At 62.6% G+C, this 12,657-nt stretch carries 14 protein-coding genes and 1 tRNA gene; 7 read left to right on the top strand and 8 right to left on the bottom strand.

The annotated features are described in order from the left end of the window. Positions 1-12: 12 nt before the first annotated feature. The 5 genes from VT84_RS36355 to VT84_RS36340 form a co-directional block, all read right to left on the bottom strand. A complete protein-coding gene (locus tag VT84_RS36355; protein ID WP_082842981.1) occupies positions 13-471 on the bottom strand; it encodes a ribonuclease HI family protein in 459 nt (152 codons plus the stop codon). 38 nt (positions 472-509) lie between these two features. Next, a complete protein-coding gene (locus VT84_RS41905) occupies positions 510-641 on the bottom strand; it encodes a hypothetical protein (protein ID WP_255359527.1) in 132 nt (43 codons plus the stop codon). A 210-nt stretch (positions 642-851) separates the two neighbouring features. Beyond that, complete coding sequence (locus VT84_RS36350) at positions 852-1,151, bottom strand: hypothetical protein (protein WP_082842980.1); 300 nt, start codon at positions 1,149-1,151, stop codon at positions 852-854. Positions 1,152-1,189: 38 nt separating this feature from the next. Further along, positions 1,190-1,516: a DUF1580 domain-containing protein gene (locus tag VT84_RS36345; protein WP_082842979.1), complete on the bottom strand. Its 327-nt coding sequence runs from the start codon at positions 1,514-1,516 to the stop codon at positions 1,190-1,192. Between the two features lie 3 nt (positions 1,517-1,519). Continuing rightward, positions 1,520-1,750, bottom strand: coding sequence for a hypothetical protein (locus tag VT84_RS36340; protein ID WP_082842978.1), 231 nt, complete (start codon positions 1,748-1,750; stop codon positions 1,520-1,522). 185 nt (positions 1,751-1,935) lie between these two features. Here VT84_RS36340 and VT84_RS36335 point away from each other — a divergent pair, with 185 nt between their 5' ends. From VT84_RS36335 to VT84_RS36325, 3 genes are all read left to right on the top strand, one after another. Further along, positions 1,936-2,190 (top strand): hypothetical protein, encoded by a 255-nt coding sequence (locus VT84_RS36335; RefSeq protein ID WP_157470244.1) that lies wholly within the window; start codon positions 1,936-1,938, stop codon positions 2,188-2,190. A 630-nt stretch (positions 2,191-2,820) separates the two neighbouring features. After that, positions 2,821-3,411, top strand: a complete 591-nt coding sequence (gene lexA / locus VT84_RS36330) for a transcriptional repressor LexA (protein ID WP_082842976.1) — start codon at positions 2,821-2,823, stop codon at positions 3,409-3,411. Position 3,412: 1 nt separating this feature from the next. Then, a complete protein-coding gene (locus tag VT84_RS36325; RefSeq protein ID WP_082842975.1) occupies positions 3,413-3,655 on the top strand; it encodes a hypothetical protein in 243 nt (80 codons plus the stop codon). Between the two features lie 2 nt (positions 3,656-3,657). Here the strand turns inward: VT84_RS36325 and VT84_RS36320 are convergent, their stop codons facing one another. Together VT84_RS36320 and VT84_RS36315 are read right to left on the bottom strand one after the other, a co-directional pair. Next, positions 3,658-4,869: a tyrosine-type recombinase/integrase gene (locus VT84_RS36320; protein WP_082842974.1), complete on the bottom strand. Its 1,212-nt coding sequence runs from the start codon at positions 4,867-4,869 to the stop codon at positions 3,658-3,660. A gap of 110 nt (positions 4,870-4,979) precedes the next feature. Continuing rightward, positions 4,980-5,053, bottom strand: a tRNA-Arg gene (locus VT84_RS36315). Positions 5,054-5,360: 307 nt separating this feature from the next. Here VT84_RS36315 and VT84_RS36310 point away from each other — a divergent pair. The 4 genes from VT84_RS36310 (at position 5,361) to VT84_RS36295 (ending at position 11,294) form a co-directional block, all read left to right on the top strand. Then, on the top strand, positions 5,361-6,434 hold the full coding sequence (locus VT84_RS36310; RefSeq protein ID WP_082842973.1) for a hypothetical protein: 1,074 nt from the start codon (positions 5,361-5,363) through the stop codon (positions 6,432-6,434). Positions 6,435-6,579: 145 nt separating this feature from the next. Beyond that, complete coding sequence (locus VT84_RS36305) at positions 6,580-9,702, top strand: PVC-type heme-binding CxxCH protein (RefSeq protein WP_082842972.1); 3,123 nt, start codon at positions 6,580-6,582, stop codon at positions 9,700-9,702. A 169-nt stretch (positions 9,703-9,871) separates the two neighbouring features. After that, positions 9,872-10,804, top strand: a complete 933-nt coding sequence (locus VT84_RS36300) for a DUF1559 domain-containing protein (RefSeq protein ID WP_082842971.1) — start codon at positions 9,872-9,874, stop codon at positions 10,802-10,804. Between the two features lie 88 nt (positions 10,805-10,892). Next, a complete protein-coding gene (locus VT84_RS36295; protein ID WP_052549997.1) occupies positions 10,893-11,294 on the top strand; it encodes a hypothetical protein in 402 nt (133 codons plus the stop codon). Here the strand turns inward: VT84_RS36295 and VT84_RS36290 are convergent. Next, positions 11,287-12,636, bottom strand: a complete 1,350-nt coding sequence (locus VT84_RS36290; RefSeq protein ID WP_082842970.1) for an MFS transporter — start codon at positions 12,634-12,636, stop codon at positions 11,287-11,289. The two genes, VT84_RS36295 and VT84_RS36290, sit on opposite strands and share 8 nt — an antisense overlap. Positions 12,637-12,657: the final 21 nt, after the last annotated feature.

Below are 12,657 nucleotides of genomic sequence, written 5' to 3'. Positions count from 1 at the left end.
TGTGGGTGATCGTTACGCCTTGACGCGCTCCGGGAGCAGGCGCCCGATACGCCCGACGTAAGCGGCCCGGGCCAGGTGGTCGGCCTCGACGTTCTGCTCGCGCGGAATCCAGTGCGCCTTCCACACGCACGCGAGCTCGGTCAGGTGTTCGAGGCACCGGTCCCGGTACTCGCGCAGGCGCTCGTTGTTGCACTCGAAGTCGCCGATGAGCTGATTGATGACGAGCTGCGAATCGCCGTAAATGGTGACCGTGTCGGGCCGGAGCTTCTCGGCTCGGACCAGCGCGAGGGCCTTCCCGAGCGCGATCCACTCGGCCACGTTGTTGGTCATCCCCGCGCCGGCCTTGAACACCCCGCACCCGGGCACGGCCTTACCGACCGGTCCGATGCCGTAGATCGCGTACCCGTAGCACGCGGTGCCGCCCGGGTTGATCGGTTCGCACAAGCCGTCAAAGAAGATGCCGAGGTCCATTGATGCGTCTCGTGGGCAGTGGGGCCGCGGGGCTGGCCTCAGTCTTTGCGTGGGGTCGAAGGCTCCTCGTCGGGTTCGAGCCACTCGAACAGGCGCCCGAACGCGAGGCACACCGCGATCCAGAACAGGAGCCAGCCCATCCCGATCGCGAAGAATTTCTCGAAGCTCATGGCGGGCCTCCGTGTGTTCGCGCGTCGGACCCGGGCAGAGCGATGTGCCCGGGTCTCGGACTCTCCCACGGGCCGTGCCGCCGCTCGCCCGTCGCTCCCTTGCCGACCCCCGACCGGAACACCCGGCCGCGGGCACCGCGTGGATCACCGACCGGGGGAGTCAACGGCCGTCGCCCTTCGGCGCGCGTCCTCAACCCCGGTCGGCTTGCTTCAGGCCGCGACTGTGGCCGGTGTGTTGTTGGGGTCCGGGTCGAAGTCGAGATCGATCGGTAGGTCGAACTCGATCGGGGCGACATCGACGCTGGCGTCGAAAGCTTGAATGAACCGCGTGACGTACCAGGGAAGCGGGTACGCGATCCACTCAGCGTCGTGGCGGATGTGGATCGCGATGGTCCCGACCTCGAACTCCACGCCCGGCAGCGCGTCCCGGAGCGCGTGCCCGATCGGGCAATCAAGGCACGAACCGATCTCACCCGCGCGGACGTGGTCCGCCGAGACAACGATCTTCATCGGTGTCACCTGTTAGTGATCGAGTTGCTGGGTTGCGGTTAGCGTGTGTTCGCGAAATCGGTCAACAGCTTCGAGACCTTCCGGTCCGAGTCTTTGCGGTTCTCGGAAGGTGTCAGTTCCACGGCGGGGCGGACTGTCTCTCCCGCGATGGCCGCGAAGAAGCGGTCGAGAGCCTCACGGCTCGTGACGCGCCTAACACCAACCCTTGCGGATTCGAGCTTCACGCGGTCGCTGTTTACCCTCACGCCGACTTCGACCCAGGAGAGCACCGTCTCGCGGGTAGGCTTCTTGCCGCTGACGGCGGGACAGGATGCCGCTGCTTCCGCGAATGTGAGCACGGTCTCAGTGAGCACTTGCGGGCGCATGAGTTAGGCTCCTTTTTTGAGCCCGTCGATTAGCGCTTCGGAGCGCAGGCGTAATTCTTCGGTGATCGAATCGCCAGCGTGGCGCTCGAACACGTCGCCGATGTCCTCGCCGGTCATCTGCGCGATCTGAGCGGCAAATTGCTTGAGCCATCGCGGGAGTTTGACGCCAACGAGGGTCCGATCCTTGTTGGCCACTTCAGGGGCGACACCCGCGACCACTTTCTTCGTACTCATTGTTAGCACTCTGGTCGCCTAGGTTTCTGGTCGACTGGAATACTAGATACCCGGTCGACTGATAAATGTCAAGCGACGTGGGGCGAATAAAGTTGCTGAGCATCTTGGGAGACTGGTAAACTGATCCACCAGTAGACGGGGCGGCGGTGCCCCTAAACGGAGTTGAAATGGTCGGGGTAAAGAGCGTGTCGAAGTCCAAAAATGATAGTCCGCCCAATAGTTTGGACGAGCTCCGCGAAGTTGATATCGGAGAAGACAAAGGCGCGAAGAGCCAAGTGAAGTTGCGCCCTGAATTCAAAATGGCGCTTCACCGCGTAGCTCTTCACGCAGATATCGACATGGGTATCTTGATCGAAAAGTACATGACCCGCTTTATCATGCGGGAGGATCGTCGCATCGCTCAGGAGAATCTTGCGAAGGATTCGGGCGACGAGGTTTAGGAAGAACGAGGAGCGTCTCTTCCATCATCTCACCCAGAGGGCCGACGCGAACTGCGATCTCAGCGCATTCCCATCCGGGCAGGTTCGCATCGGCGTACACCCTCACCGCTTCCTTGACAGCTTCAACAGTCACGCTGCACCGCCCTTCTTTGATCCCGTCTTGACTCCGTTAATCGCTCGCATTGCTGCGGCAAGGTATTGGGTCTGGAATCGATCCACCGCGGCCGAACTGGACACCCACCCGATACCTGGCCTGTGATAAGCGTCCAAATGGACCCCACGCTTCCCTTGAGTGATCCATCGGATCATCGCATTGACAACCGGCCTGGGCCTGGTCGCGGAGCTGCTCGATCGGTACCACGCGCTCGTTGTGGAGGCGCAGCACGGCCCGCGCGATCTCCACGCGCGGGCGTGTATCAGTTGGCATGACGAACCCACAGAGAGGGTCAGTGATCGGGGCGGGACGCGCCCGGTGGGAACAGGGCGGCCGGGGACGGCACCGCCCGTTGGAAAGAAGACAACCGGGTTGCTGCACCCCATCCGCTTGTCTAGAATGCAAATGTATGCTAGCTTTCCCAGGCGGTCAAGACAGAAAAATACATTTGTATTATCTCGCAACAGGCGGACCAAATGGATGAACTGACGGACCGCGAAGCTCAAGCGTTCGATTTCATTCGAGAGTACATCACCCACAACGGGCGTGCGCCTTCAGTGCGCGATGTGGGGCGCGAGCTCGGGTACGACTACCCGGGCAATGCACAACCTGTGGTCGACGCGCTCGTCGCGAAGGGGCGTCTGGTCAACAAGGGCGGGCACCGCGGGCTCGCACTCGCCCACGGCCCGAAGGGGTTCGCGGTCCCGATCGACGGGCGGGTTGCGGCCGGTGTGCCCCAGCCACCAGCGAGCGAGCCCGAGGGGTGGCTCGAAATCGAGAAGCTGTTCACCGGGGTGCGCATGCTGCGCGTTCAGGGGGAGAGCATGATCGAGGCGCACATCATGCCGGGGGACTTCGTGGCCGTGCGCCCGTGCTCCCGGGCCGATGAGGGGCAGGTAGTGCTCGCCCAGGTCGACGGACAGCACACGTTGAAGGTGTACCGCGTGATTCGCGGTAAGCCGTGGCTTTACCCGCGGAATAAAGCTCTCGAACCGATCCGGCTCGATGCGGAGAGTGATCCGCGGCTTTGTGGTGTGTTCGTGGGTCTCGTGCGAACGGCGGTGTAGGGTGGACGAAGACGATGACATTGATGGCGAAGTGGCACTGGTGCTCGCCCGGGGGATGGTGCGGGCCGAGCTGACCCAGCCCAAGCGAGAGGTGCTGAGGCGGCTCCGGACTCACATGGACCGCGGGTGCCCGGCTTGGAGGGCACGGCTCCTCGACCCAGAACGAGTCACAAAGGTCGAGGTCGAGATTTACGGGCGCAACGAGCAAAGGGTGGAGTTGGTGCTCTGCGCCCTGAGCGAGTAACCTTAGCCCATTTGCTCCGCCACCCGAATGGCCAGAGAAGCGTCGCGCTCGGCGTACACCTGCGTGACGTTAGCTTGTTGGTGCCCGAGGAGCACCTGGGCGGCTTCCAACCCGAACCGCGCGCGTACCTCCGTGCCGAACTTGTGCCGGAGCTGGTTCGGGTGCCAGTTCGGGATACCGGCCTTCTCGCACGCCAGTTCGACCGCATGGGCGTACCCACCGATCGTGAACATTTCCGGCACCTTGCGCTTCCGTGCGGCCGTCGGTTTCGCCCGACTCACTTGAGACGGTTGAACCTTCGACTTGCGCTGCGCACGCATCAGCGCGTACCGCTCGGCTAGTGCGCGCGCCGGCGCGAACACCACCTCTTCAGGCTGACGCCCGTCGAGGAACGGTGCAAGGATCTCGGCCGCGGCACCCCCGATGTAGACCGTTCGCGACGAACCCCGGTACGCGGTCTTGTGCTGCGGGGGCTGATACACCCACGGGTGCAGCTCGCGGTTGACCTGGCCGACGCGCACACGGCGTACATCCTGGGGCCGGCACCCCGTGAGCCGTTGCACGAGGACCATCGCCCGAAGCGTCGGTGTCATGTAGGGGAGCGTGGCCGCGACATACAGATCACAAACCGAGGTGACGGGCCTTGATTCGCGCGCCTCGGTGCGTCCCTTCTTGAGCCCGGCGACCGTGGTGAGCGCGGTGTGAACCGCGACCGGCACCAGCTCCTCGGACGCGGCCCACTTGAACACGCGCCGCACGCGGTTAACCCGCGCGTTGATCGTGGTGCGCGCGAGCCCGGCGACGATCCACTGTTGGCGGATCGTCTTGAGCGCTACTGGCCCGAACTCGGTCGCGAGAGTGTGCCCGTACAACTTGGCGACGTCCGTGAGCGATTCCTTGAGCCACGGGATCTCGCTCGTGTGCTTGCCGTCGGCATCCCGGTAGTGGCCCTTGGCCCACTCCCAGAATGCGGCCAACACGTCAATCACTTTGGACACGCGGGATCGTGGCCGTGGTCCGGTGCCCGTTTTGGCCGGTTCCGCCGCGGCCGGGGCCTTGCTCGCAAGCTCAGCCCGGATGCGGTCGTATTCCTTCTTCGATTCCTCCGACCCGTAAGGGCCGAGGTAGATGTCTTTCCCGGCCACGCGAATGCGAGCCTGGCCGCTCGCCTTGTGGTGGAGGTACTTCGGGACCGGGTTTCGAGGGCGCCCCATAACGGCTCCAGGGTTTCGGGGTATGGTACCACGAAACTACCCGGATCAGGGGCCGATCGGCAATGAAGGTAGGTGGGGCGAAGTGCTTGAAAATCAGGTCTTTTTCTCAGTACACCCGGCGGGACTTGAACCCACAACCACCCGCTTAGAAGGCGGGTGCTCTATCCAGTTGAGCTACGGGTGCATAATGCTTATTTTCGAGCCATTCTTAAATATTTCTCCGAACAGTTTATCGTGACACTACATCCGATAAGTCGGAACTATCACCAAAACCAAAAGTCGTAGTGAAGCTGGGACACGGCTTCTGCTCTTTTTACACCAGACGGGCCAAGGGGCAAAGGAGGTTCGCGGTAAGCGGTATGACTTTGACACTCATTGGCTTCGGGGAAGCACTTTGTCGGCGTTGTGGTGAGCGGTAGCGTTTAGTCACGGCGCTGGAACAAGGCACATCAGCGCGGTAACCTGTGGCTCCATTCTTACTGGAGTCACACGTGTCCAACTTTTTGCAGTATTTCAACATCGAGAAAATGGGCCGGTTCCCTAACGGAGCTGACGCGCTGCTGACCACGCGCATGGGCGTGTACTCCAAACTCGCGGCCGTGCAGCAGGCTCAGGGCGGCACGGTGTTCGTGATTAGCGGGTTCGGTAAGCCCAAAACGTATGTGCTGTGGGAAGCGTTCACCATCGAGGACATCGTTAAGCAGGACGATCAGTTCGTTGTCTCCGGGGCTGGTCGCGTGTTACTCCCGCCGGCGGTGCTCTCGGGCAAGGACTTCGAGAAGTTCAAATCCGCGTGCGCCAACTTCGTCGGGTTCCGCAAGATCGACGACCAGAAGTACACCGAGACGCTCCAGCAACTCGCCGACGCCAATGCGAAAGCCCGGCTCGCGCCCGCGTGCGAACAGTTCTGCGACGAACTGGTGAAGGCGTTCCCCAAGATGGGCGATGCGTACTACTACCGCGCGCACACGCGCCAACACCTCGGCAACGCGGCCGGCGCCAAAACCGACTACGAGCAAGCGATCAAACTGGGTACCAACTTCCCCGACGAAGCACGAGCGGGTATCGCCGGTCCACCTCCGGTCAGTCAGAGCGGCGACGACCAGAAGCAGACTTCTGGGAAATCAACGGGCGGCATCGCGGCGCAGGTCGTCGCAAAGGGCGTGTTTGCGGCCAAAGCCCCGACAGGCGTGTCCGAAGTCGCCTGGCGCGGGGTGCTCCAGCGTCGTGGGGCGGAGGATTTCCGCCAGAAGGTATTAACTGCTTACGACAACAAGTGCGCAGTCAGCAGCGCGGATGCCGAAGCCGTTATCGAAGTCGCGCTCATCGACCCCGAGGGGCCGAACGAACTCAAAAATGCAATTCCGCTTCGCGCAGACCTTCGCACGCTGTTCGATTTGAACCTGCTCCGCGTTCACCCGAAGACGCGCAAAGTGTTCCTCGCTGACGCGGTGCAAAACGGGAGCTACGCCCGCTTGTGGGCACGCACGCTTCGCGCGCCTGCGAGCAAAGATGCTGCCCCTGATTTCACCACGCTCCAGAAGCGCTGGAACAGTGCGAAGTAGTCGAAACGCGCAACTAGCAACGTTTGCGGTAGTGTGTGGCAAACGGTCCTTCAGCCCCAATCACGCGACCACTTCCCGTCAAAGCAGGTGATTGGGGGAACTGTTCTTCACGGCTATACTGTCCCGCACCCCGCGGAGACACGTCATGCACCGCTTCTGCCTTGCCGTATTTTTTGCTGTTCTGGCTGCGGCTTCAGCGGCCGCACAACCACAAACGTCTACCCACCAAGTGAAGCTGAACGGGCACACGTTCACGCTGCCGGAGGGCTTCACGATCGAACTCGCGGCCGGCGCGGACCTAGTCCCGCGACCCATCGTCGCGGCGCTCGACGAGAAGGGGCGACTTTATGTGTGCGATTCGAGCGGCTCCAACGACAAGGTCGCGGAGCAACTTAAGAACAAGCCCCACCGCATCGTGCGACTCGAATCGACGAAGAACGACGGCAAGTTCGACAAGCAGACCGTGTTCGTGAAGAACGTGATGTTCCCCGAAGGCGCGATGTGGTTGAACGGTTCGCTGTTTGTGGCCGCTCCCCCACACATTTTGAAGTTCACCGACACCAACGATGACGGCGTCGCGGACAAAGAGGAGGTCTGGTTCGACGGGAAGACGCTCACCGGGTGCGCGAACGACTTGCACGGCCCGTACCGCGGACCGGACGGCTACGTTTACTGGTGCAAGGGGGCGTTCGCGCATCAGGAACACGTCGTCAACGGTAAGAAGTTCTCCACACGCGCAGCCCACGTCTTCCGTGCGACCGCGGACGGTAAAAACATCGAACCGGTTATGACCGGCGGCATGGACAACCCGGTTGATGTCGTCTTCACGCCGGGCGGCGATCTCATCTTCAACACCACGTTTTTTCAGCACCCCGGCGGAGGAAAGCGCGACGGTCTCGTTCACGCGATCTACGGCGGTGTGTACGGGAAGGACCACGACGTAGTGTACGAGCACCCGTGGACGAGTCCCCAACTCATGCCGGTGCTCACGCACATGGGACCGGCGGCCCCGTGCGGGCTTCACCGGTACGAGAGCGATCAGTTCGGAAAGGACTACGCGAATAACATTTTTTGTTGTCAGTTCAACTTGCGCAAAGTGAGCCGGCACGTCCTGGTTCCGAAGGGCTCGACCTACGAGACGCGGGACTCGAATTTCGTGGTGTCGGACAACATCGATTTCCACCCCACGGACGTGATCGAAGACGCCGACGGCTCGCTGCTCGTCGTGGATACGGGCGGCTGGTACAAGCTGTGCTGCCCCACTTCGCAACTCGTAAAGCCGGACGTGACGGGTGCGATCTACCGCGTAAAGAAGGTCGGCGCCCACGCGGTAGAAGATCCGCGCGGGCTGGCGATCGATTTGGCAAAGGCCGATACCGAAACCCTGGAGAAGCTGTTCCGCGATCCGCGGCCGGTGGTGCGCCAGCGCGTGACCGATTTCCTCGCAACGCGATCGGGCGCAGACAATTCGAGTAAGAGCCTTCTCGATCGGGCTTGTGTCTTGGGCAATTCGGAGGAAACACGCCTCAACGCAGTGTGGGCCATGTCGCGCCTTCGCGAGCCGAATTTTGCACTTCTAGCGCGCATGGTGACCAGGGACGGCCCGGTTTCGACCGCTGCCGCGAACGTTCTTGGTTTGCACCGGTATAAGCCCGCGGTGGACACCTTGTGTCAGTTCGTGAAGGAAGGTTCGCTTCCCGTTCGTCGGGCATGCGCAACGGCTCTTGGGCGCATCGGAGATCCAGCCGCAATCCCGGCTATCCTCGCCGCGCTGAGTGAACCGACGAATGATCGCGCGCTCGACCACGCGCTCACCTATGCGCTCATCGAAATTGCCGACGCTCAGGCGACCGCGAAACTCCTGACCAGCTCTAACCCCGCCGTTCGGCGCGCGGCACTCGCGGCCCTCGAACACATCCCCAGTAGCAACCTCGAAGCAAAAGCGGTACTGGCTGAACTCGATTCGCCGAACGCGGCGCTGCGTGAAACGGCGTGGTGGATCGCCGGGCGGCACCCGCAATGGGGCGGCCAGCTCGCGGGCTACTTTAAGGACAAACTAAAGGCCGCCGATCAACTCGCCCCCATCGAGCGCGACGAGCTCACAGCGCGGCTCATCAAGTTCGCGTCGAACACTGCGATTCAGAAAGTGTTGGGGGAATCGCTAACCGGTGCGACACCAGAATCGGCCCGAATCGCACTCGGTGTGATGGCTCGTTCCGGATCGAAGGTCTTCCCTGTGGTGTGGCGTGATGCGCTGCTCGCAGAGGCAAAGCACTTCGATAACGACGCGGTGCTACGCGACGCACTGATGGCCCTTCGCGTGCTCCCCACGGAGGCCAAAGATTACGACACGTTCGTGGCGCAGTTGCCGCGTGTGAAGCTCTGGCCCAGTGGAGTCGTCCCAACGGAGTTTCGGCTTGCGCTTCTTGCGGCACGCCCCGCAGGGCAGGCTCTCGATGTCGCGGCTACAAATTATTTGCTCCACCAAATCACGCGCGACGAACCCGCGACCGATCGCGCTGCGGCCGCGGACGTGTTGCTACGCGCCAAACTGACGACGGAGCAACTCGGTGCAATCGTCGAAGCGCTTCACACGACATCGCCGCTCGACCTCGCGAAACTGCTGAACGTCTTCACAAAAACGACGGACGAGAAGGTCGGGTTGGCTCTGGTGAAGGCACTTCGTGATAAGACCGTGCGCCCGGCGCTCCGCACGGAACTCGTGAAGCCGGTGCTCGACAAGTACCCCCAGGCGGTGAAGGACGAAGCCGAAAAGCTCTACGCGGAACTCGCGGACGCGCGCAAGGACGAAACCGCGCGCCTGGAGAAGTTACTCTCGGACCTGAAACCGGGCGACGTGCGCCGCGGCCAACTCGTGTTCAACAGCGCGAAGACGAACTGCGTCGCGTGCCACAAGGTCGGGTACGTGGGCGGCACCGCCGGCCCGGACCTCACGCGGATCGGGAGCATCCGCACCGAGCGCGACTTGCTCGAATCCGTTATTTTTCCCAGCGCAAGTTTCGTGCGCAGCTACGAACCGGTTCGCGTCGTCACCACCGACGACCGCACACTTAACGGCGTACTGAAAAAAGATGCCCCGGACGAAATCGTCATCGTGGTCGCGGCGGACAAAGAGGAGCGCGTCGCCCGGGCCGATATTGGAAGCATCGCTCCGAGCACCGTGTCTCTCATGCCCGCCGGAATGGAGCAACTTCTTACCCCGCAAGAACTAGCGGACCTAATTGCGTTTCTAAAGGCCTGCAAGTAACCGATTCTGAGATGGTACGTGTAAGTATGATAAAGTTTTTCGGTATTGCCTGTTGGCCCGGGACACCTGGAGTACCGATAATACGGGAAACTTCCGCCCAATTGCGCCCGCGCCCGTGGCACCAATCGTATTGCCCCGGGCGCGTTCCGTTTTCATCTCCGGAGCGTTTATGATCTCTCCTGTCTTTTCCTTCGGTTACACACAGTCACTAAAACGACGAAGCGCCTTTACTCTCATCGAGTTGCTCGTCGTGATCGCGATTATCGCGATCCTGATCGGCCTGCTCCTCCCCGCGGTCCAGAAAGTTCGAGCGGCCGCCGCGCGCATGCAGTCCGCGAACAATTTGAAGCAGATCAGCCTCGCGAACCACAGCTACCACGACGCGAACTCCAAGCTCCCGCCCCTCGCCGGCCCGCTCCCCCCGGGGAACGGTTGGGTTTCGGTTCACTTCTTCCTGCTCCCGTACATCGAGCAGGACAACGTGTACAGCTTAGGTGTAGCTAACGGCGGGGCGTGGAACGGGGGCGCGGCCTCGGCCGGCTCGAAGAAGATCAAGACGTACCTGTCGCCGCGCGACACGTCGAACCCGCCGGAAGCGTGGCGGGAGAGCAACGGCGGGACGTGGGGCATTTGCAACTACGCCGCGAACCACGCCATCTTCGGCGTCCCGGGCGGTGGCGACACGAACTCGCGCATGACGCTCCAGGGCATCGGCGACGGCACCTCGAACACGGTCGGGTTCGGTGAGCAGTACGGCGTGTGCGGGACCGGCGAAACGGACACCACGATGGGATCGCAGTACTACAACAAGCTCTGGGCCTACAACGTGACGTGGCGCTGGGAGCGCGGGCCGTACTTCGACACGCGCATCATGAGTAACAACACGATCAACCCGGACGCCAACTCCACCGCGGCCACGCCGCAAATTCAGCCCACGATCGCGAACTGCAACCCGTACCTGCTCCAGGCAATGGACGCGGCGGGGTGCCAGGTCGGGCTGATGGACGGCAGCGTGCGCCAGGTGTCGTCGGGCGTTTCCGGTTCTACGTGGGTTCGGGCGATCTGGCCGCGGGACGGCCTGGTGCTCGGGGGCGACTGGTAAGCACACGTCTTCGTAACGAAGTTCTGCCGGCGCGGTTCGATCTCGCGCCGGTCCTCTTTCACACAACACAGTGAGACACACAACTCAGATGAAACCACTGATCCGCGCGTTCGCTTTCGGGGTGCTCGTGGCCTGTCTTGCGGCGGGTTGCTCGAAGGGCGGCGTGAAAAAACTGACGGTTACTGGCACGGTTTCGTACAAGGGCGAGCGATTGACCTCGGGCATCCTGCGCGTGGTGGGGACCGACGGGGCGTTCGCGACGGCTCGGGTCGGGGCGGACGGGACGTTTACGCTCACGGACGTGGTGCCCGGAGAGGTCCGCGTCGGCATCACAGAAGCGCCGCAATCGTCCTCGTCCTCGGACGGCAAGGGCGGGCCGGCCGCGAAACCTCCGGTCAAGCTCCCCGCGAAGTACCAAGACCCGGACAAGTCGGACCTGAAGTACACGATCGGGGACAACACGAAATCTCTGGACATTGAGCTCAAATGACCTCGTCGCGCCGCTCGTGCTGTGGCGCCGATTTCCACAGCACGAGCAGCGCAACGAGTCCCGCTATGGGCGCCAGTCCCGCGATGTAGAAGCCGATGTTGTAGTTCCCCGTCGCTTTGATGCGCGCCCCCATTGTCTCTTGCAACTCCCCGACCGCGAACCACCCGGCCGCCGCGAGAATTCCCGAGAGCAGGGCCATGTGCTTCGCGGGCAGCTCTTGCGCGAGTGCGTAGTAGTACGGGTGCAGCCCGAGAATTCCCGCGCCGGCCAGAACAATCAGCCCCACACCGACCCACCCGCCAATGAGTGGCGCGAGCGCCGCGGACGCTGTTACGAGCGCGAACACCGCGTAGCCCGTGACGCGCGCGGAATGGACCTCGCGCCCGCGGGTAACCAACCACCGCACCAACAACCCGGCCGCGAAGCACCCGAGTTCGGCCGCGATGTAGTAAACCGGAACGATCACGTCGGCCGCGTCCGCGGAGAATCCCTGCGATTCCTTCAGGAACTTCGGGAGCCACTCGCGAATGAACTGCCAGCTCGCACTGATCCCCAGGATGACCGCGAACAGCGTGAGATAGATGCGAATGAACGGTCCCCATTGAAACGGCGCTTCTGGGATGGAGACAGGGGCGGGTGGGAGGTACTCGCCTTCGTTTTCGCTTGTTTCGACCGGCTGGGCTTGATCGAGCGATCCGCGGCGCACGAGTGCGAGCCAAACCGGAACCCACAGCAGCCCGGCGGCGCCGATCGTCCAGAACGCGACTTCCCATCCGCCGCCGAGGTTTCGCACCGCCATCACGTACAGCGGAACCAGAATCGCACCGAGTGACGCCCCACTCTGGAGCAAGCCGTTACCGAGCGGCCGGTCCCGCGCCGTCAGGATCTGGCGCGCCGTCAGCAACGCGCAGGGCCAGTGCCCGGCCTCGAAGAACCCGAGGAGCGTGCGACAGTACAGCAACCAGTAATAAGACCCACTTCCCGGCTCGTCCGGTCGCGCGAACTGAGCGGTCAGGGCTTCATCGCGCATCATCGGGGTCGCGAGCCCCGCTATCGACCACCCGATGAGCACGATCGGGTACAGCAAACGCGGGCCGATGCGGTCGGCGACGAAGCCGAAGAAAATGGACCCGAGCGCGAACGCCCGAGCGAAGTTTCCGGCAATCTGACCGTACCGGGCGTCGTCGAGGCCGTAGGCGCTTTTCAGCTCCGTGGCGATTTGCGGCAGAACCTGCCGGTCCATGTAGTTCAGGAGCGTGGCGAACATCATCGCTCCGCACACCCACCACCTCCAGGGCGACGAAGAGTGGGGGGAGCTGAGTGCGGAATCAGGGGTACGCATGAATCGTTTCCGTGCTTCGAG

The sequence above is a fragment of the Gemmata sp. SH-PL17 genome (assembly GCF_001610855.1).
Taxonomy (GTDB): Bacteria; Planctomycetota; Planctomycetia; order Gemmatales; family Gemmataceae; genus Gemmata; species Gemmata massiliana.
The sequence above is the reverse complement of the archived record's forward strand: the minus strand, read 5'-3'. Positions and strand labels throughout refer to the sequence as shown.

Coding starts and splice junctions, on each gene's coding strand:
- VT84_RS36295 (WP_052549997.1), top strand. CDS start 10,893: ATGAAACCACTGATCCGCGCGTTCGCTTTCGGGGTGCTCGTGGCCTGT.
- VT84_RS36300 (WP_082842971.1), top strand. CDS start 9,872: ATGATCTCTCCTGTCTTTTCCTTCGGTTACACACAGTCACTAAAACGA.
- VT84_RS36350 (WP_082842980.1), bottom strand. CDS start 1,151: ATGAAGATCGTTGTCTCGGCGGACCACGTCCGCGCGGGTGAGATCGGT.
- VT84_RS36345 (WP_082842979.1), bottom strand. CDS start 1,516: ATGCGCCCGCAAGTGCTCACTGAGACCGTGCTCACATTCGCGGAAGCA.
- VT84_RS36290 (WP_082842970.1), bottom strand. CDS start 12,636: ATGCGTACCCCTGATTCCGCACTCAGCTCCCCCCACTCTTCGTCGCCC.
- VT84_RS36355 (WP_082842981.1), bottom strand. CDS start 471: ATGGACCTCGGCATCTTCTTTGACGGCTTGTGCGAACCGATCAACCCG.
- VT84_RS36320 (WP_082842974.1), bottom strand. CDS start 4,869: ATGGGGCGCCCTCGAAACCCGGTCCCGAAGTACCTCCACCACAAGGCG.
- VT84_RS41905 (WP_255359527.1), bottom strand. CDS start 641: ATGAGCTTCGAGAAATTCTTCGCGATCGGGATGGGCTGGCTCCTGTTC.
- VT84_RS36340 (WP_082842978.1), bottom strand. CDS start 1,750: ATGAGTACGAAGAAAGTGGTCGCGGGTGTCGCCCCTGAAGTGGCCAAC.
- VT84_RS36305 (WP_082842972.1), top strand. CDS start 6,580: ATGCACCGCTTCTGCCTTGCCGTATTTTTTGCTGTTCTGGCTGCGGCT.
- lexA (WP_082842976.1), top strand. CDS start 2,821: ATGGATGAACTGACGGACCGCGAAGCTCAAGCGTTCGATTTCATTCGA.